The 19870-nt window shown below is 64.3% G+C and carries 17 protein-coding genes; 5 read left to right on the forward strand and 12 right to left on the reverse strand.

Annotated elements, in window-relative coordinates; all coding sequences use genetic code 11:
• The first annotated feature begins 215 nt into the window (after positions 1 to 215).
• The 4 genes from GY937_08800 to tatC all read left to right on the forward strand — a co-directional run bounded on the left by GY937_08800 (position 216) and on the right by tatC (position 2858).
• Positions 216 to 1403: a response regulator gene (locus GY937_08800; protein ID MCP5056806.1), complete on the forward strand. Its 1188-nt coding sequence runs from the start codon at positions 216 to 218 to the stop codon at positions 1401 to 1403.
• Positions 1400 to 1714, forward strand: a complete 315-nt coding sequence (locus tag GY937_08805) for a hypothetical protein (protein MCP5056807.1) — start codon at positions 1400 to 1402, stop codon at positions 1712 to 1714. Before GY937_08800 ends, GY937_08805 begins: the two co-directional genes overlap by 4 nt.
• 65 nt (positions 1715 to 1779) lie before the next feature.
• The gene (gene tatA / locus GY937_08810; GenBank protein ID MCP5056808.1) at positions 1780 to 2112 is read left to right on the forward strand and encodes a twin-arginine translocase TatA/TatE family subunit; all 333 of its coding nucleotides are present in this window, start codon (positions 1780 to 1782) and stop codon (positions 2110 to 2112) included.
• A gap of 14 nt (positions 2113 to 2126) precedes the next feature.
• The gene (gene tatC / locus GY937_08815; protein MCP5056809.1) at positions 2127 to 2858 is read left to right on the forward strand and encodes a twin-arginine translocase subunit TatC; all 732 of its coding nucleotides are present in this window, start codon (positions 2127 to 2129) and stop codon (positions 2856 to 2858) included.
• A gap of 85 nt (positions 2859 to 2943) precedes the next feature.
• On the opposite strand, the gene GY937_08820 is transcribed toward tatC, so the two are convergent.
• On the reverse strand, positions 2944 to 4170 hold the full coding sequence (locus tag GY937_08820) for a PAS domain-containing protein (protein ID MCP5056810.1): 1227 nt from the start codon (positions 4168 to 4170) through the stop codon (positions 2944 to 2946).
• Between the two features lie 106 nt (positions 4171 to 4276).
• Here GY937_08820 and GY937_08825 point away from each other — a divergent pair, with 106 nt between their 5' ends.
• Positions 4277 to 5146, forward strand: coding sequence for a sulfurtransferase (locus tag GY937_08825; protein ID MCP5056811.1), 870 nt, complete (start codon positions 4277 to 4279; stop codon positions 5144 to 5146).
• Here GY937_08825 and GY937_08830 read toward each other — a convergent pair.
• From GY937_08830 to GY937_08880, 11 genes are all read right to left on the reverse strand, one after another.
• Positions 5143 to 6090: a hypothetical protein gene (locus tag GY937_08830; protein ID MCP5056812.1), complete on the reverse strand. Its 948-nt coding sequence runs from the start codon at positions 6088 to 6090 to the stop codon at positions 5143 to 5145. The genes GY937_08825 and GY937_08830 overlap by 4 nt on opposite strands.
• Positions 6087 to 7451, reverse strand: coding sequence for an acetyl-CoA carboxylase biotin carboxylase subunit (locus GY937_08835; protein MCP5056813.1), 1365 nt, complete (start codon positions 7449 to 7451; stop codon positions 6087 to 6089). The genes GY937_08830 and GY937_08835 overlap by 4 nt, the downstream gene beginning before the upstream one ends.
• A gap of 13 nt (positions 7452 to 7464) precedes the next feature.
• Positions 7465 to 10224: a biotin carboxylase gene (locus GY937_08840; protein MCP5056814.1), complete on the reverse strand. Its 2760-nt coding sequence runs from the start codon at positions 10222 to 10224 to the stop codon at positions 7465 to 7467.
• Positions 10225 to 10230: 6 nt separating this feature from the next.
• The gene (locus GY937_08845) at positions 10231 to 11907 is read right to left on the reverse strand and encodes an acetyl-CoA carboxylase carboxyltransferase subunit (protein ID MCP5056815.1); all 1677 of its coding nucleotides are present in this window, start codon (positions 11905 to 11907) and stop codon (positions 10231 to 10233) included.
• A gap of 17 nt (positions 11908 to 11924) precedes the next feature.
• Positions 11925 to 13211, reverse strand: a complete 1287-nt coding sequence (locus GY937_08850) for a hypothetical protein (protein ID MCP5056816.1) — start codon at positions 13209 to 13211, stop codon at positions 11925 to 11927.
• 159 nt (positions 13212 to 13370) lie between these two features.
• Entirely contained in the window at positions 13371 to 14516 is a 1146-nt protein-coding gene (locus GY937_08855; GenBank protein MCP5056817.1) for an acyl-CoA dehydrogenase, read from the reverse strand.
• Between the two features lie 95 nt (positions 14517 to 14611).
• A complete protein-coding gene (locus GY937_08860) occupies positions 14612 to 15415 on the reverse strand; it encodes an IclR family transcriptional regulator (GenBank protein MCP5056818.1) in 804 nt (267 codons plus the stop codon).
• 51 nt (positions 15416 to 15466) lie between these two features.
• Complete coding sequence (gene fsa / locus GY937_08865) at positions 15467 to 16114, reverse strand: fructose-6-phosphate aldolase (protein ID MCP5056819.1); 648 nt, start codon at positions 16112 to 16114, stop codon at positions 15467 to 15469.
• Between the two features lie 207 nt (positions 16115 to 16321).
• A complete protein-coding gene (lspA, locus tag GY937_08870; protein ID MCP5056820.1) occupies positions 16322 to 16870 on the reverse strand; it encodes a signal peptidase II in 549 nt (182 codons plus the stop codon).
• A 16-nt stretch (positions 16871 to 16886) separates the two neighbouring features.
• Positions 16887 to 17360, reverse strand: a complete 474-nt coding sequence (locus GY937_08875) for a hypothetical protein (GenBank protein MCP5056821.1) — start codon at positions 17358 to 17360, stop codon at positions 16887 to 16889.
• Entirely contained in the window at positions 17360 to 19684 is a 2325-nt protein-coding gene (locus tag GY937_08880) for a PBP1A family penicillin-binding protein (GenBank protein MCP5056822.1), read from the reverse strand. Before GY937_08880 ends, GY937_08875 begins: the two co-directional genes overlap by 1 nt.
• Positions 19685 to 19870: the final 186 nt, after the last annotated feature.

The raw sequence follows: 19870 nt of genomic DNA on the forward strand, positions 1-19870 counted from the left end.
TTGCGTTCCAGATGGAACGATCTGGGTTTCCGTTGGCTTGGCGCGGGATTGGCTGTGGACCCGCGCATCGGGTGAACCAGATGGAACGGCCCAGCGAGATTCCGGGAACTTCCCCTGCGGGGCCAAGACCGGAGAAACTCATGGTTTTCCGTGTAGTTGAGGCGGGTTTCGCGATCCGGCTCGAACTGGCACGGCCCTTGATAAGGAACTCCCCCGTGAACCCGCCCAAGACCCTTCTCCGGCCCGCCCCGAAACCCGATCGCGAAGTCGTGCTCGTCGTTGATGACGAACGGGGCCCCCAGGAATCGCTCCGGATGATCCTCCAGCCGAATTACGAGGTGCTGGTGGCGAGAAATGGCTCCGAGGCACTGCAACTGCTGCGCAGTCAGCCGGTCGACCTGGTGACCCTGGATCTCAGCATGCCGGGAATCCACGGCGAGGAGCTGATGCGACTGATGCGCCAGGAGTTCCCGGAAGTCGAGGTGGTGATCATCACGGGCCACGGCTCACTGGAGAACGCCACCCGCGCCATCCGCTATGGAGTCGCTGACTACCTGCAGAAGCCGTTCGATGTGGTCCAGGTGAGCGCGGCGGTCTTTCGCTGCCTCTCCCGCCGCCGGGGACGCACCCGGTTGGTGGGCTTCCTCTCTTCTCTGGGCGAGACGATCGGCTACCAGGATCAGATCGAATCCATCTTGGATCAGGCCAGCCAGGACCCTCGAATCGGACAGCGCATCGGTGCGCTTCTGGATCCAACAGAGGGAGAGTCTCGCGTCGCTGACAACTTGACCCGCTCACTCGAATGCCTCGAAGTCCTGGCGGACACGGTCGAGAATCAGAGCGGTTTCTTGCGCGGCCATGCGCGACGCACCGGCTTCTATGCCGGCATGCTCGCAGACCGTTTGAAGCTGTCGAGTGAACTTGTCGAACACGTTCGCATAGCCGGATTCCTCCATGATGTCGGCAAGATAGGCGTTCCCACCGAGCTCCTGACACGGCCCGGCGCGCTCGACCCGAAGGAGCGTGCGGCGCTGGAGAAGCACCCGGAGATCGGTGCAAAGCTGGTCGCGCCCCTGAATGTCCCCACCGATATCGTCGCTGCGATCAAGCACCACCACGAATGGTGGGACGGTCGGGGTTACGGCGACGGCCTGTTCGGCGAACAGATTCCGCTGTCGGCCCGCATCGTCGCCATCGCCGATGCGTTCGATGCCATGTCCTGCGATCGCCCCTACCGCGACGCCCTGGCTCCCGAAGTCGTGCGGCTCGAGATCGAACGCTACGCGGGCGTGCAGTTCGATCCGACCCTCGCCGACGAGTTCCTCGCGCTCCATGACACCTCGGAGGTGCCGCTCCAGGTGTTGGCCGAATCCACCAATCACCGGGAGGACGCGGCGGCATGAGCCCGAACCAGAGCCCTGAGATTCGAGAGGATCGGGTGAAGGCCGTCCAGTACTGCCGGTTTCCCCGTGTCTGTACCGAGCCGCAGTTGAAGACCGCGTTCACCCGCGACGTCTCCGCTTCGGGGCTATGTGTCCGGATCGAGGGCTCCGAGCCGGTCGGTGCCCTGCTGCGATTGATTCCGCGTGGAGTGGATGGAGAGCCGGAAATCGAACGGATCGGACGGGTCGCCTGGACGCGCCCGGCGGAGAACGGTGGGCGTTGGGTCGGGATCGCCTTGCTCGACCGTGAACGGCACGAGCCGACCCGTTGACGAGGATCCTCGGCCCCGACGCCGAGTAGGGCTCCGCCCCGCGCCAACGGCTATCCTCCTGACCCATGTTTGGAATCGGCATGCCCGAGCTCATCGTCATCCTGGTGGTGGCGCTGCTCGTCTTCGGCCCGGCCAAGCTCCCGGAACTGGCTCGCAGCCTGGGACGAGGCCTGAACGAGTTCCGCCGCGCTTCCACGGATATCCGGCAGAGCCTGATGGAAACCGAGAACGAGACCCGCGAGGCCATCAAGCCTCCGCCGCCCGTCCCGGCGAAATCGACTGCGGAGGCGCCTCCCGAAGTGCCGAAGGCCGAGGCCCCCGAGATCGAAGCCGCCGCGCCCGAGACGGCCGCCGCTCCGGTGCCCGAGAGCGATGACGCGAACCCGAAGGATGGGTGAGATTTCCTCCAACAATGGATGAGGCTCTCCCGCTTACCGAGCATCTTGCGGAGCTCCGCGGACGGCTCTTCAAGATCCTGCTCGCCTGGGCGCTCGGCTTTGCCGGCGCCTGGAATTTCAGCGAGCAGATCTTCAGCATTCTGCTCGAGCCCGCGACCCAGGCCCTGGGCGACGGCGGCAAGCTCCAGGCCATCGCGCCGACCGAGATCTTCTTCACCTATCTGAAGAGCGCATTGTTGGCGGGCTTCGTGTTCGCGTTGCCCGTGATCTTCTGGCAGATCTGGGCATTCATCGCGCCGGGCCTCTACCCCTCGGAGAAGAAGGTCGCGCTGCCCTTCGTCGTCTGCTCCACCCTGCTCTTCGCCGGCGGTGGTGCATTCGGCTACTTCGCCGTCTTCCCACTCGTCTACGAGTTCTTCGCGGGCTTCAGTAGCGACTTCGTCGAATCCGCCTGGACGATGAAGGAAGTCTTCTCTCTCACGACCCGCCTGCTGCTGGCTTTCGGAACGGGCTTCGAAATGCCCGTCGTCGTGTTCTTCGTCTCGGCTGCCGGCATCGTCGACCCGAGCCAGCTGATTGGCGGGCTCAAATACGCCGTGCTGGTCTCGTTCGTTTTCGCAGCGGTGCTGACGCCCCCGGACATCGTGAGCCAGGTGCTCCTCGCCGTACCGCTGATCGTCCTCTACCTGCTGGGTGTCGTCGTGGCGTACCTGTTCGCTCCCCGACGGAACAAAGACGCGGCCTGAGACGCCAACCATCCCCGAGGAACGAGAGAGCTGGGCGGGCCGACGGAAACGCGATCCGTTCGGACGATTCCTGCGGGATGCCATGCTAGGAAGAAGAGGGGTCGTCTCGATCGGTGCCGATTGAATCGAACTCCGTCACGTCCTGGCATGTCCCGACCAGGCGCGCGGGAATGCCGCTTTCGTTGCGCTCGACGCGAGCCGCCGTAAACAGCATCCGCTCGGACGCATCGGAACGAACGATGCGGAACGTCACCCACCGGGTGCCCTCGCCGGTGAGGGTCTGATCGAGCTGCTCGCGAACCTTCTGACGGTCCACGGGGTGAACGCGCTCGAAGAATCCCTCGTACGACGGTGGGTACGTGTGGCTCTCATCGAAGATCTCGTAGAGCTCGGGCGACCACCAGACGTCGCCTCCGATGAGGTCCCACTCATAGCTTCCGAACCTCGCCACGTGCTGGGCTTCGACCAGGCGGTCGCGCTCGGCCTGGATCTCACGGCGACCCTGCGCCAACAAGGTGATGTCCTGCAGGACGGTGACGATCCCACTCACCCTCCCGTCCGCAGAACGCTCCGGGTGTGTCTGCGCGAGCCAGGTGCAATCTCCGGGCCCCCCACCCGCAGGACGCCCACGGATCTCGAGCGTTGCGGAGGAACTTTCGCTGCGAGCCACATGACGGAGCTGCGGAATGAGTTGAGTCCGGAGATCATCCGGAAGGAGTTCCTCGACATTCGCGCCTACCTGGTCTGCGATGGGTATGCGACCCAACCTCGCGAACATGGGATTGATGTGAATGACGTTCAAGCTTGCGTCCATGAAACACAATCCAACCGCCGAATGCGCGTACAGGAGTTCGAGTTCCTTCAGGCGCTGAGCTGCCGTCTTCTCCGCCTCGCGCAGCTCCGTCACATCCTGGATGGCCGAGACGTGCCCGATCACCTCGCCGGTCTCGTCTCGAACCACATCCATACTCAACAGATAGACGTGCTCGGCCGTCGGATCGGACGGCGGGCGCGAGCGAACCTCCAGGTTGCGAATCGGCATCCCGCGCTCCATCAATTCGCGCAGGAAGGGCTCGGCGGCATCGGCGGTCTCCGGAGAGAGATCGCGGTAACTCCTGCCGATCATCTCCTCGATGGAGTAGCCATTCATATCCGCGAGGGCCTGATTGACGCACAAATAGCGAAGGTCGCAATCGACAAAGCTGAGGCCCACCGGGGAGTTGCGGTAGAGAGACTCGATTTCAGCGTAAGTCGAGCTGTCTTGCTCAGGCGCCGCAGCAGGCGCGTCCCGGGAATTGGAACTTGCCGTCACGCTTCGATGATTGCCCAGATCTGGAGCCTTGGCGAGCAAAAGCGCCTATCGGCAACTGGTACCCGGGTGGCGCCCGGAAGTGGCCCATGGAGAGTAGACTCGGGGCGTGGACAGCCTGATCGACACCCACGAGCTGGAACTGGCGCTCGAAGATCCCCGCCTACGGATCTTCGATGCAACCGTTCACTTCGCCACGGGCGAGAGCGGCCTCAGCGGCCGTGCCGACTGGGAGGCCGGACACATTCCGGGGTCGCGTTTCGTGGATCTGCTTGGCGAACTCTCCGATCCGGATTCCAACCTTCCTTACACACGGCCCTCGACCGGACGTCTCGAAGAAACTCTGGGGCAACTCGGGATCGGCGAAGACTCCCGCGTCGTCGTCTACGCTGCAGCCTCCGAAAACACGATGTGGGCAACGCGGCTCTGGTGGCTCTTGCGGGCGGCCGGGCTCGAGAATGTCGCGCTGCTGAACGGCGGTTTCACAAAGTGGAAAGCCGAAGGGCACCCGATTTCCACGGACCCCTGCGGATACCCGCCCACGCGCCCGTCGGTCAGGCCCGACGAATCCTGGTGGGCAACGAAGAATGAGGTTCGAGCCGCAATCGGAAGCGGCGCGGTCTGCACACTCAATTCCCTGCCTCGAAGCCTGCACACTGGCCAGGTCGAGATGGGCTATAGCCGCCCCGGCAGGATCGCCGGAAGCGACAACGCACCGTTCACCGGTGTGGTCGACCCGGAGACCGGTACGCTGCGCAGCGATTCCGAGCTACGCGAGCACTTTCGACCGGTAGGCGCACTCGAAAGAGAACGCGTAATCAGCTACTGCGGTGGCGGAATCGCTGCGACGCTGAACGGATTCGCCTTGCGCCGGCTCGGCCATCCGAACGTCGGCGTCTACGACGGATCGCTGAACGAATGGTCCCGCGACCCCGAGCTTCCGATGGAGACGGACGACGAGGGGAATGGACTGCCCTAGATCTCGAGCAACCGCTCAACGATGGCGTCCCTTGCAGCGGAGGCATCCACCGCCGTCGCCACCTCCATGGCTGCGCCAAGGCCGAGCGCAGCGGGCACCTCGATCGTGCGCAGGATTCCCTTCTCGATGGTCGGCACGACGCAAAGCTCCTCGAAATGAAGCGCGGAAGCGTCGAAAAGGGAGAGGATCGTCAGCGGATCGTGAAGGAAGGCCACATTGTCCGCAGCGAGCGTGCCGCCGATGCTGGTGAAGATCTTCCGCTGGAAGGGGGTCCAGCGACGGATTTGATCGGCGAGAACGCGCGGAAGAGGGCCGGAGCGCTCGGCCAGGCGCGCTAGATCCTGCTCACGCATCCACGTCTGAAGCGTGACATCCGCGCTGACGAGCCGGGTCTGGAAGCCGGCACCCAACACCATCACCGCCGCTTCAGGATCCGAGCAGAGGTTGTAGTCGATGCCCGGCTTGCAGAGATGCGAGCCGATCCGCACCTCGCGAATGTGGCCGCCCATGACGGTCAGGCGGGAAACCCGCGAGGGCAATTTGGGATCGAGGGCCAGAGCGTGGGCGAGATTCGTCAGGGGGCCGATCGCGACGAGCTCGATGCCGGGTGCCTCGCGAGCTGCACGCACGATGCGTTCCGCAGCAGGCTCGTCGGAGCGGATGGCATCGGGTCCTTCCGGATAGTCCTTCATCTCGATGTCGCGCCAGGCAAAGCGCTTCTTGCGGGCCAGGGCTTCCTGGGCGCCAACGCAGACCTCGACAGCTTCGAATCCAGCCAGGCCTAGCATCCTCGCAGCGGCCCAGGCACGACCCTCGGTATTGCCAGCGACAGTGGTCACGGCGACGAGGTCAATTTCCGTTCTTGCCGAGAAGAGCACGCCCATGGCAATTGCATCGTCGACGTCGGAGCCGATATCCGTATCGAGCAGCATCCTGTGCGTCATCTCACCTTCTCTTTTCTCTTCGGCGGCTTCATGTGCTCGCCGATGAAGCCCGTGTCGTAGCGCCCCTGCAAGAAGACCGGATGCTGGACCAGCTGTCGGTGGAATGCCAGGGATGTATGGATGCCTTCTACCTCGAACTCCTTCACGGCTCGGGCAAGGCGGGCGAGAGCTTCGGATCGGTCCCGCCCCCACACGACCAGCTTGGCCAGCATCGGGTCGTAGTGAATGGTCACTTGAGTGCCCACCTCGACACCACTGTCCACACGAACACCGGGCCCTTCTGGCTCGCGCCAGTGTTCGATCCGTCCGGGCGATGGAAGGAAACCCTTTTGCGGGTTCTCCGCATAGATACGCGCCTCGATCGCGTGGCCGTGGATGGCAACCTCATGCTGGCGGATCGTCAGTGGCTCGCCAGCGGCAATGCGGATCATCTCCTTCACGAGGTCCAACCCGGTGATCGCCTCGGTGATCGGGTGTTCCACCTGGATGCGGGTGTTCATCTCGAGGAAATGGAACTGGTCGTCCGCGTCGACCAGGAACTCGAACGTGCCGACGCTCTCGTAGCCGAGCGCCCGCGTCGCCGCGATGGCTGCCTCCCCCATGCGGGCGCGCAGCTCTTCCGTCATGTGCGGCGCCGGTGCCTCCTCCACCACCTTCTGATGACGCCGTTGAATCGAGCACTCCCGCTCGAAGCAATGCAACGTATTCCCATGGGCATCCGCCAGCACCTGGATCTCGATGTGCCGGGGCCTCTCCATCCACTTCTCGACATAGAGCCCCCCATCTCCAAAGGCGCTCTGCGATTCACTGCGGGCCCGGGGCAGCGCCTTGGCCAGATCGTCGGCGTCTTCTACCAACCGAAGCCCCTTGCCGCCGCCACCTGCGCTGGCCTTCACCATCACCGGGTAGCCGATCTCCGCACACCGGGCAGCGATCGAATCGTCCGTCAGTCGCTCCGTGGTGCCGGGAACGATCGGCACGCCGGCCGCCTGCATGGCCTGGCGCGCCTGCACCTTGTCACCCATCCGGCGCATGACGTCGCTGCTGGGGCCGATGAAGACGAGGTCCGCCTCAACGCATGCATCGGCGAAATCCGCGTTTTCGGAGAGAAAGCCGTAGCCGGGGTGGATCGCCTCCGCGCCACAATGCCTGGCGAGTTGGAGGATGCGCTCACCGTCGAGATAGGACTCCCGAGCCGGCGCGGGGCCACAGGGATGCGCCTCGTCGGCGAGGCGCACATGCGGCGCGCCCGCATCGGCCGCCGAGAAGATGGCCACGGTTCCCATGCCGAGTTCGCGGCAGGCCCTGATCACGCGGACAGCGATCTCTCCGCGATTGGCGACGAGGACCTTGGAGAAGATCGCCGGACTCGGCCTAGCTCTCGAGCGCCAGGAGCGAGAGCGTCGAGGCCCGAACCCGGGCGGCGACCGTCTCCGGCGCCTCTTCCACGATCCGCTCGTCCGGCTCGATCTTGAAGATCGTCTGACCCTTTGCCACGACCGAGGCATCCTGATCGGCCATGAGGTTCTTGGTGACGGTACCCGCGAAGGGCGCCAACACCTTGTTGAACATCTTCATCACCTCGATGACGAAGAGCGGTTGACCTTCCTCGAAGTGATCACCCTCATCGACGAGCAGGGGAAGATGCGGCGCCTCGCGGGCGTAGTAGGTGCCGCCCATCGGTGTAACGATCTCGTCTGCACTCGCCCGGGGCGGCGGCGAAAGGGCGCGCGTACAGAGAGCGCTTTCGTCGGCGTCGAGAAAGCGCGCCGGGAACGAAGGCACGAGGCTCTCATCGATGGAAATGTCGAGGAACTCCGAGCGCTGCCCAATGCGAGGCAAGAGGAGCAACATCTCGAGACCGACCTGGAAGCCCCGATGCGAAGCGATGCACGCATTCCAGAGCGCAGGATCGCCCCCGGAAAGCGCACTCTGTTCGTCCCCACTGAAGAGCGATTCCAGCTCCTGGAAGCTCGAAGCACCGGTACGCGTCTCGACCTCGGCGTAGAACGCCAAGGCAGCCGTGAGGATCTCCTGATCCTGCTGCCAGATCTTCTCGGAGGGTGACGCGCCAGGACGCTCTTCCATATCGAGGTAGTGATAGAGCCGGTCCAGGAAACGGATCGGATTGGCTTCGAAGCGCACACCGTCGGCATCCGCCTGCCACAGCTCGCCATCGAAGCGGCCCAGGAAACCTGCCAGCCCGTGGGGATCTCTCAGGAGCTCCACGAGCGGCCGCAGCAACAACGTCTGTTTGGCGGCGAGGATCCCACGGGCTTCGGCATCTTGCTGGGCCTTCGAAAGCTCGCGGGCAGCCAGGTCGAGATCGACATCGTTCACGACCCGCTGAAGTGCACCAACCGCCGCGAGGAAGGGCTGCATGAAGCCGGTGTTCGGCTCCGCCATGACGCCCCTGCCAAGGAACCATTGGACCAACCCGTAGTGCACGGAAAGATTGGTCTGAACGTCTTCGCCGCGAATCTCCATCCGGCGCAACACCTCAGCCATGCGCTCGTAGTTGTCGCGCCGGGTTTCGCCGTCGGTGAGCACCAGGGCCACGTTGGAATCGTAGGCGCCAGCCAGGTTGTACCAGATGAAGCTGCCGGTATCGGGGTTCGGCGTGCCGATGCCCTGGTCCCAGCGAATCTCGCCCGGCGAGGCCTCCGTCCAACTGCGGATCAAGCCGCCCGCATGCGGTTGGAGCGCCGCGTTCGTGGCATTGATCCGGACTTCGAGGCCCGAAACCGCGCGCGGCACACGCTCGGGCTTTGGCACCCGGGGGCCGTGGACAGCCAAGAGCACCATCGCCTCGATCAGTTCTTCGATGACGAAGGATTCAGAGGGGTCATCCGGATGACTGAACTTCAAGGCATAGGCGAGCTCGGTCACACCGTGCTCTACCTGGATGCGGGTGTTCATCTCCATGAAGAAATGATGGAAGCCCTCGACGATGCACTCGAAGGTCGAAACCGAATCGAGACCCGACGCTTCGCCGAAGGATGCACCCTCGTCTTCCATGCGGCCAAGGGTTTCCTTGTCCCCACGAAGGATCTCCGCCTTGCGGCCCGTCGCCTCCTTCAGCTCCGCATCGAGTAGCTCCTGGGTGAGCGATACCTCGAGCAGCTTCTGCTCGTGCATCTGCACCGAGCAATCCCGACCGCCCAGCGAAACGCACCATTGGCCATTCCCGATCAGCTGGATCTCGTTGTGACGGGTGCTCTCGATGTTCAGCTCGATCAGGAAGTTCCTGTTCGAGCCGGCCTCGACGACCTTCACCTCGGCGAGGACGTCCATCACCGCGGCCGCGACGTCCTCGGGCGCTCGTACGACGCGCTGACCCTTGCCGCCACCGCCCGCAATATGCTTGAAGCGGATGCGGTGGTTCGGGTAGTCGCTCCAGATCTCGCGGGCGAGCTGCTCCGCCTGGCTCTGCAGTTCGGCGATCGTCACAAGCTCGACGGTCGCAGCGTAACCTTCCTGAAGGAGCGCCTCGGCATTTTCCTCCGGAGTCTTGTCGTTGCTCCAGTCGAACGGGAGGCCGTGCTCGGCCGCCAACGCTTCGAGGCCAGCCTGGCCGTCGACCTTGCTGACGAGTGCACGGGCGGAGAGATCGTCCACACCGGGAATCACCGCGTTGCCGAGACCACGCGCAAGCTTCTTCGCCTCGTCCTTCGCCCCCGCACGCCGCACGACCTCGGAACTCGGGCCGATGAAACCGACACCCGCTCGTTCGAGCGCCGAGATGAACTCGGCATCCTCGGCCATGAAGCCGTAGCCGGCGAAGATATGCGTGTAGCCGTGGGCCTTGGCGATCTCGATGATCTCATCGATCCGCTCGAGCTTCTCTTCCTGCCCAACGCCCATGTAGTCCGGTACGCGGTGCACGTTGGCCGGGAAGCGCAGGCCGCGCAGCTCCGGTGCCAGACAGCGCGGGTAGACGACCGAATCCTTCTCGGAAAGCAGCATGCCGTACTCGCGAATGCCCATGCGATCGAAGATCTCGAAGGCTTCCTTGCGCACGGGTCCGCGGCAGACGACGAGGCACTTCACGTGCGCCAATGAGAACGAGCGAAGCCACTCGCTCTCACTCTCACTCTCGTGGAAGGGACGGATTTCCTGCTTGCGATCCAACATGAGCGTCTACTCGAACTCGCGCTGAGGCCCGGCCATCGGGGCCGGGGCATAGGTGCGCATCAGGAAGGCCAGGTTCTGGGCGAGCACCCGACGACTGGTTCCAGGCAGGACGATCCGGGAAACAGAGCCCAGCGAAAGCGCCTCCTTCGGATTCATCAGCTCGGCCTCGTACCGATCGCGCAACCCGGCCAGGCCGGCATCGCGCTCGGCCAGGGCCTCCTCTTCGTCGGCACCGCCGGCCACGGCCTTCTTGTAGGCGGCCTCGAATTCTCGCATCTCAGCCTTGTAGACGAACTCAGTGCCGCCGCCAGAACCCATCACTGCAATACGTGCATGAGGCATCGCGAACACCATGTCGGCACCGACGTAGTGGGAATTGTAAGCCGCATAGGCCCCGCCGAAGGCGTTGCGAATGATCAACGTCATAGAGGGAACGCGAACATCGATGATCGAGTCGAGCAGGTGGCGGCCTTCGAGGATGATGCCGCGGCTCTCCTGCTCCGTGCCCACCAGGAAGCCCGGGGTGTCCTCCAGGAAGATGAGGGGCACATTGTAGACGTTGCAGAAGCGGATGAAGCGCGTGGCCTTGCGGGCCGCGTCCACGTCGATCTGACCCGAGGCCACCGCCGAGTTGTTGGCGACGAAGCCCACCACGTAGCCGCCGATCCGGCCAAAGGCCGTGACCATGTTTCGCGCCCGCTCGGGCTGGAGCTCGAAGTACTCGCCGTGATCGCAGATCTGCTGGATGAAGAGTGTGATGTCCAGAGGCGCGTTCATCCCCGCTGGGGAGTTGAATGTGCGGCGGAAGAGGGTGTCCTCCTCCATGGTGAAGCGATCCACCGGGTCGGAGGTCTCCATGAACGGAGAGAGCGAGCGGTTGTCGTCGGGCAGGTAGCCGAGCAGGCGGATCGCCGTGCGGAGAGACGCCAACTCGTCCTGGGTGGTGACGTCGCAGACGCCGTTCAGCCCGTGGACGCCGGGGCCGCCCAGGTCGTCGGCGCTCACGTCCTCGCCCATGGCGCTCTTCACGACACCGGGCCCGGTCAGGCCGATGAAGGTGTCGTTGCACTGGATCATGAACGAGCCCTGGCGGGGCAGGTAGGCGCCGCCGCCGGCGTTGTAGCCGAACATCAAGCTGATGCTGGGCACGACGCCGCTGATCTTGCGCAGCGCCGTGAAGGCCTCGCTGTAGCCGTCGAGCCCGCCGACGCCGGCGGGTACGAACGCGCCCGCTGAATCGTTCATGCCGATCAGCGGGATGCCACGCTCGCCGGCCATGTAGATGAGGCGCGCCAGCTTGTCGCCGTTGGTCGCGTCCATCGAGCCAGCGCGCAGGGTGAAATCGTGGCCATAGACCGCGACATCGCGCCCGTTCAGATCCAGGATGCCGGTCACGATCGCCGCACCGTCGAGCCCCGGGCCCCAGTTGTGCCAGAGCAGGTTCGGCTCGCGGTCGGTCATTACCTTGAGCCGCTCGAACACGGTCATGCGGCTCTTCACGTGCTGCACGCGCACACGGGCCACGCCGCCACCGCGACGGGGGCGAGCTTCGAGTTCTTCGCCGAGTTCGAGAGCCGCGTCGTACACGCCCGTGGTATGGGACGCTCCGCCGCCGACGGCGGTCTCGGTACCACTTGCGGCAAACGGGTTGTCGAGGGAGTAGCTGGGTGCGGAGGCTTCCATTTTCTTGCAGGAGCCCTTCAGAGGCTCGCGACTTCCCCCAAACGCTGACGAAGCTCTCGCTCGTAGACCGCAAGATCGATGGGCGCGCGCGCCACGCCGGTTTCCATGGCTGCCGAAGCCACGGCCGGCGCCACGTAGAGCAGAACGCGTGGGTCGAAGGGCTTCGGAATGATGGACTGCGGACCAAAATCGAAGTTCTCGCCCGGGTAGGCATTCCTCACCACTTCAGGCACCGCATCACCCCGCTTCGCCAGCTCAGCCAGGGACTTGACTGCGGCCCTCTTCATCTCCTCGTTGATGCGCGTCGCTCGCACGTCGAGGGCGCCCCGGAAGATGAACGGGAACCCCAACACGTTGTTCACCTGGTTCGGATAGTCGGAGCGCCCCGTCGCCATGATCACATCCTGGCGGACGGCCTCGACATCGGGCGGGGAGATCTCCGGATCCGGGTTCGCCATGGCGAAGATGATCGGCTTCGCCGCCATCGACTTCACCATTTCCTGGGTTACGAGGCCGGCCTGGGAAACGCCGACGAAGACATCGGCGCCCTTCATCGCGTCTTCGAGTGTCCGTGCGTCGGTGGGTCGCGAGAATTCGGCCTTGTGTTGGTTCATGCCGTCCGTGCGGCCGTCATAGATGACGCCTCGGCTATCGAGCAGGAGCATGTTCTCCAGCCGCACACCGAGATCCCGGTAGAGCTTCGCGCAGGCGATACCGGCGGCGCCGGCGCCGGAGAAGACGACCTTCACCGCGTCGATCGTCTTGCCCTGGATCTCGAGCGCGTTCAGCAGGGCGGCTGCGGAAATCAGGGCGGTGCCGTGCTGATCGTCGTGAAAGACCGGGATATCGCAGGTCTCGATGAGCGTGCGCTCGATCTCGAAGCACTCTGGTGAGCGAATGTCCTCCAGGTTGATCCCACCGAAGGTCGGGGCGATCAACTGGCAGGTGCGAATGATCTCCTGCGGATCCTGGCTGTCGATCTCGATATCGAAAACGTCGATATCGGCGAAGCGCTTGAACAGGACCCCTTTGCCCTCCATGACCGGCTTGGCCGCGAGGGGACCGATGTTTCCGAGCCCAAGCACGGCGCTGCCATTCGAGATGACAGCCACCAGATTGCCCTTCGCCGTGTAGCTGTAGACATCCCCCGGGTGCTTGGCGATCTCCCGGCAGGGCTCTGCTACGCCGGGGCTGTACGCCAGAGAGAGGTCCTTCTGGGTGATGCACGGCTTGGTGGGTACGAGCTTGATCTTCCCCGGCCGCCCATCCGCGTGGTAGCGCAGTGCCTCTTCTTTGGTGATCACAGGCAGGTCCTCAGGATCCGGGGAGGGTGGATCCCTGGGGGGTGCACCGGGCCGGCCCCGGGCAACGGGCCCGCGATCGTAGCAGAATTGACGGAGTGCTACGAGGCGAGAAAACTGTTGTGCTGCACCGTGTTAGGAGATTTCCGGGGGGGGTCGGGTCTACTCCTTGAGAAGTTCGCGCGCGATCACCAGACGCTGGATCTGATTCGTGCCCTCGTAGATCTGCATCAGCTTCGCGTCACGCATCAATTTCTCCACCGGATACTCCTTCGTGTATCCGTTTCCGCCGAACACCTGCACCGCGTCCACGGTGATCTTCATGGCGGCGTCGGTCGAGAAGCACTTGGCGAAGGACGAGAATTTCGACGCGCGCATCCCCTGGTCGATCATCCAGGCGCTTTGGTGGGTCAGCAGGCGTGCCGCCTCCAGATCCTTGGCCATGTCGGCCAGCATGAACTGGACGGCCTGGAAGCCCGAGATCGGGAAGCCGAAGGCCTTGCGCTCAGCGGCGTACGCGAGGCTTTCGTCCAAGGCACGGCGGGCGATGCCGCAGGCCAGGGCACCGATCGACGGCCGGGTGGTGTCGAGAGTCTGCATCGCGATCTTGAAGCCCTTGCCTTCCTCGCCGAGAAGCTGGGAGGCAGGAACCCGGACATTGTCGAAATGGATCACCCGGGTGTCGCTGGCCCGCTGCCCCATCTTGTCCTCTTTCTTCCCGGGGGAGATGCCGGGCAGATCCGAGGGCATGACGAAGGCGCAGATACCTTTGTGCCGCGAGCTGCGATCGAGGGTGGCAAAGACGGTGTAGAGCTCGGCCACTCCACCGTTGGTGATCCAGCACTTCGTACCGTTCAGGATGTAGTCATCGCCGTCTTTTTCGGCGAGAAGCTGCAGCCCGGCGACATCCGAGCCGGCATTGGGTTCGGACAGACAGAAGGCGATCTGCTCGAACTTCTGGGTGCTCGTGAGGCGCCCAAGCCATTCCTTCTTCTGTTCTTCGCTGCCGCCGGCGAGGATCGGGGTAAGACCCAGATCGTTGGCCATGATGGAGGTGGCCATCCCGGAACAGCCCCAGGCCAGTTCCTCGACGACAATGCATGAATCGAGCAGGCCCAGGCCGACCCCGTCGAATTCCGAGGGGATCGACAGGCACGAGAGTCCGAGCTCCCAGGCTTCCTTCATGATCTCATGGGGGAAGTCGCCGCTCTGGTCGTATTCCGCCGCGATCGGCTTGATCTTTTCCTCGGCAAACCGGCGCGCCATTTCTTGGAGAGCAAGCTGCTCGTCGGTGAGGGTGAAGTCCATGATGCTGACTCCTAGTCATTTATCGTTACGAAACAGGGACTTGGGGCGCGGACCTTAGCGCGGGGACGTTCTTCCTTCCTCGCTGCTGGATCTGGCTAGCGGAGGCGAGCGGTCAGGCGCTCTGCGGCATCCGTGACGAGGGGGGCGAGTCGCTGGCGTAGATCTTCCTCATTGACGCGAAACGCCGGTGCGGAGATCGAGAGCGCAGCCACCGTGCGGCCGGCGGCGTCGTAGACAGGAGCCGCAACGCAGCGCATCCCCTCGGCGCATTCTTCCACATCGAAGGCCAATCCCTCTCCGGCCACGGACTGCAGGTGGTCGAAGAACTTGTCCCGATCGGTGATGGTCCCCGGAGTGTGTCGCGGGAGTTCGCCATCGGCCGCGCACTCCCGATCGAAGCGCTCCCAGACGTCCGCCCCGGCTGTCGCCAGCAGCGCCTTGCCAAGCGCCGTGCAGTGCAGCGGAAGACGCTGGCCGACCCTCAGACCGGTCAGGACCAGCTGATTCGGCTGCTCGCCGTCCAGATGGGTCACCTGGAGATCCCGAAGGGCGCCAAGGTGGGCGGTCTCACCCGCAATCTCGGCCAGACGTTCGAGCTCGCTTCGACCGTGACGCGCCAGGCTTCGGCCGCGCGAGAAGGAATGACCGAGTTCGAGGCATCGCGAGCCGAGCCGGTAGCGATCCGTGTCCTCCAGTTGCTCGACGTATCCGCGCTCCTCGAGCGTGGCGAGCAACCTGAACACATTGTTCTTGTGCAGCGAGAGGCGCCGTGAAAGATCGGTAACGCCCAGCTCTTCGACCTCGGAAAAGGTTTCGAGCAAGCGAAGAGCATTGACGACCGTCTGGATCACGTATTCGCTCTTCGGACGCCGCGGCAACTTGGTGGAGGGGGGTGCCATGGTGAGGGGGGACTCCGGCCCGTGGTCGGGCCACCGGAAAGGCTTTGGCTACTAGCGGTCCTTGACTTTCTCCCAGTCGGCCAGGAATTGCTCCAGACCGCGGTCGGTCAAGGGATGCTTGACCAGCTGGGCGATGACCTTCGGCGGCATCGTCACCACATGGGCGCCGAGCATGGCCGCTTCAACGACGTGGATGGGATGGCGCACGCTCGCGACGAGAACTTCCGTCGCGAGGCCGTAGTTCTCGTAGATCGTGCAGATCTGCCGGATCAGCTCCATGCCGTCGGTCGCGAGATCGTCGAGTCGCCCGACGAAGGGTGAGGCGAAGGTGGCCCCTGCCTTGGCCGCCATCAACGCCTGGGGTGCGCTGAAGATCAGCGTGCAGTTCGTCTGGATGCCCTGAGACGACAGCGTCTTGAGCGCCTTCAGACCCTCGAGGGTCATCGGGATCTTGATCACGATGTTGTCCGCGATCTTCCCGAGCTCCGTGGCCTCGGCGATCATGCCATCGTGATCGAGGGCGGTGACTTCCGCGCTGACCGGGCCCTCCACGATCTTGGTGATCTCCTGCAGGATCTCCGTGGGGCTCCCGGACTCCTTCGCGAGCAGGCTGGGATTGGTGGTGACTCCATCGAGGAGCCCCATGCCTGCGGCCTCCCGGATGTCGCTCACGTTCGCGGTGTCAATGAAGAACTTCAAGAACGCTCACTCGAGATGGCCGGCCACAACCATCGGCGGGATGCCTGGGACGGGCAGGAAAGAAAGGCTCGGGGCGGCGGCGGGAGCAACAGGAGAACTTCGGAGCCTCGAGCTTTGTAGTCGAGACAACGTTCCCGTGTCAATAAGTTGAAGTGCGAATTCGATGAGTTTCTCACTTGTTTGATCAAAGCGAACACCGAACTGTGTCTACGGATGGTTCTCCGCATGAGAAGCCGCATCGCCGTCTTCGTCACTCCCCGAGGGAGCGCCGCGCTCTGCGCCCTCGCTCGCAATCAGCTCGAGGATCAAGAGACCTACACCAATCACGATGGCCGAATCCGCAATGTTGAAATCGGGCCACGAATAGCCAGTGCCAAGACGGAAGTGCAGAAAATCGATCACCTCTCCGAAGCGAATGCGATCGAGCAGGTTCCCGAGCGCCCCGCCGAGGATGAGCCCGAGTGCAGAACCTGAAAGTCGATCCCTCGGGGCAAGCTGACGAAAAAAGGAAACGATCAGCACGAGAGCAATCGACGTGGCAATCAGGAAGAACCAGCGCCGGAACGGCTCTGGCGCCGTCGCGAACATCGAGAACGCCGCGCCGGGATTGCGCACGTGGGTCAGGTAGAAGAATTCTTCGACCACGGGGATTCGATCGCCGTAGGCAAGCGTCGTCACCACCCAGTGCTTGCTCACTATGTCGAGAGGCAGGCTCGCTGCGAGCGCGACGAGAAACACCTTCAATTTCGGGGTCATCGGGCGCAGAAACCTATCACCGCAGCTCTCGAGCGTCGAGCAGACCATCACCCCAGACTGCAGGAGAGGCCTCCTCGGCATAGCGGAGCTGTTGTGCAGAACCCAGCGCACCTCGCAGCCCCTCCACGTGAACGAATGCGCCGGGCGGAGCATCCTCCAACCGCATCAAGGCGTCGGCTTGCTCCAAGAAATCCTCGCATCGCTCTGCGGCACCGGCCGCGCAGGCACTACGGGCCAACGCGAGAAAGGCGTAGGGATTGTTCGGGTCGACTTGCAGCGCCCGCTCGAATAGAGAGCGACCCCTATTCGCATTTCCTGCTGTCTCCGCTTCGAGGCCACCCAGGACGAGACGTGTCGACGCCTTGCGCGCTGCGTCGCCCTCGCCCGCAATCTGGGAGATGCGGAACGGCTCCACCCGCGGGGTGCGACCCATCCCCGCGCACCCGAGCAGCAACGCGACTGCAAGCAACACGGCGAACCCTCTACGCACTACAAACGATCCAGCCATCGTTCGAAGAGCCGCTGAATGACAGCGCGGGGATTCTGCCCACGCCGTTCCCCCTCGCGACCCCTTTCCTGCGGCGCACGTGCCCACGCCGGACACGTACGAGAGGGCTCGGTTCCCCGCAGGAAGTACTCGGCTTCTCGCTGAGGACAACCGTTCAAAGCCAACGCGCCGGTCTCAGGATCCACGTCCACACTCAGCACGTCACCCGGAGGGACGAAACGTCCGCGGATCTTTCCTCCCGTCGCCTCGCGTACGAAGAGCGCCCACAAGGGCACGGCGACCTTGCTCGACGAAAGACCCATGCTCCGTGGTTGGTCGAAGCCGACCCATACTGCCACGACCAGCTCCGGCGTGAAGCCTATGAACCATCCATCGCGTTCCTCATCACTGGTCCCGGTCTTTCCGGCGACGGGCCCCTGGATCCCAGCCCGGCGCAAGGCAACCGCCGTACCCCGGTCCACCACGCCCTGCATCAAGGACGTCGCCAGAAACGCCGTGCCCGCGTCGAGCACGCGCTCGAAACGGATCTCCTGGCGTTCGACGGTTCCGCCCCGCGGGTCGACGACATCTTCGAATGTCCGGATCTCTGGTCGCACGCCGCGGTTCGCGAGCGTTGCGTAGGCTCGCGCCATCTCGAGGGGCGACACATCCGCAGCGCCGATGGCCAGAGAGGGGACTGCGGGCAGGGGACTCTCGACACCCAACCGATGTGCAACCTCCGCGATGCGGGCGACACCTACGTCCTGCCCGAGCCGCGCAGCCGCCACATTGAAGGAGCGCTCCAGGGCCGTGCGCACCGGCACCGTGCCGTGGAACTTGCGATCGAAGTTCCGCGGCTCCCAGGGCCCGGTGGTCGTCGGCACACTGAGCGGCGCATCCGAGAGGTGACTCGCAAGCGTGATCCGGGGAGTCCCCCCGACCGGCTCGAGCGCGGCCACGTAGACGAAGGGCTTGAAAACGCTCCCAGCCGGGCGGCGTGCCTGGGTGCAGCGATCGAACTGGCTGTCGGCGTAGCTTCGCCCGCCCACCATCGCGACCACCTCCCCCGTCTGGGGGCGAAGTGCGACCAGGCAGGCCTGAAGCTTGTCGGGGCCCTTGGTAAGAGAGGGGTGCTTCTCCTCCAGCGCGGCCAACCCTTCTCGAACCGCCTGGGTGGCGGCCCGCTGCAAGCGGAGATCGAGGCTCGAATAGATCTCGAGACCCTCGGTGGTCAGGGTGGTGGCACCATAGAACTCGGGCAACTGTCGTCGTAGGGCGTCGAGAAAGAACCTCGCCTCCCGCGGCTCCGGCGTCACCGTGGCGACCTTCAGCGGCCGGGCCGCAGCCAACTGATAGGCCGCCCCTTCGATGCGGCCCTGGTCGAGCATCAGCCGCAGGACGAGATCTCGCCGCCGTGTGGCACCCTCGACCTGCCTGTGGGGAGACAGGCCGTTGGGGCTCTGGATGATCGCCGCGATCAACGCCGATTCGTGCAGCTCGAGATGACGCACGGATTGCCCGAAATAGAGCCGCGACGCTTCACCCACTCCGTGGATGGCCGTCGAGCCGCGCTGACCGAGGTAGATCTCATTCAGGTAGGCCTCAAGGATCGCCTGCTTGTCGTAACGAGCCTCCAGTAGCAGGGCCATCACGGCTTCCTGGGCCTTGCGCTCATAGCTTCGCGCCGGCGTGAGGAAGAAATTCTTGACCAGCTGCTGCGTGAGGGTGCTGCCACCCTGGGTAATCCCGCCGGCTCGAAGGTTGGCGACGAGGGCACCGGCGATCCGCCGGATGTCGATTCCCGGGTGCTGGTGGAAGCGTTGATCCTCGACGGCGAGCACCGCATCGAGCAGGTGCTGGGGAACGTCGCCTACATGCACCAGATCGCGTTGTTCGTGATCGGGCCCGTAGTAGGCACCCACCAGTTCGGGCTCCAGGAAGAGCGCGCCGAGTTCGCGGCCAGTCCGTGCATCGCGCAGCTCCTCGATCGAGTTGCCGGCGAAGCGGATCTTGACCATCCGCGCGGGTTCCGGCCTGCTCGGATGATCGAAGGCGCGCCGGTGGAGCCGGACACCGCGGCGGCTCCAATGGAAGCGCCCCACGGGAATGTCGGCGTCGCGGCCGATCTCCCGGTAGCCAAGCCGCTCGAGGGTCCCTCGCAGGCCAACCCGCTTCCAATCGAGGCCGGGATAGAGAATCGTGGGTGCCGAGAGGACCCGGGACGGCACCCGAAACAGTCGCCCCTCGAAACGGGCGACCACCGTGCGATCCAGCTCCCGGACCATGCGCCCGAGCATGAATCCGCCGGCCAGGCTGACCAGAAGCAACAGGGCCCCGACCCAGCGGCGCCAGCGGAGACCCCTACGGCGCGGCGCCGGCCTCCTTCGAGAGCCCCCGCCGGAACGCTTCCCGGCTTTTCCTGTCTTTTTCCGCCTTGCTGCCACGCACGATCCTCGACTGGAGAGGCCGTCCACCCGTCTCGATGAGCCAGGCGCCGGCCTTGGACTCCGGGC

It is taken from the genome of bacterium, from assembly GCA_024228115.1.
Lineage (GTDB): Bacteria > Myxococcota_A > UBA9160 > UBA9160 > UBA6930.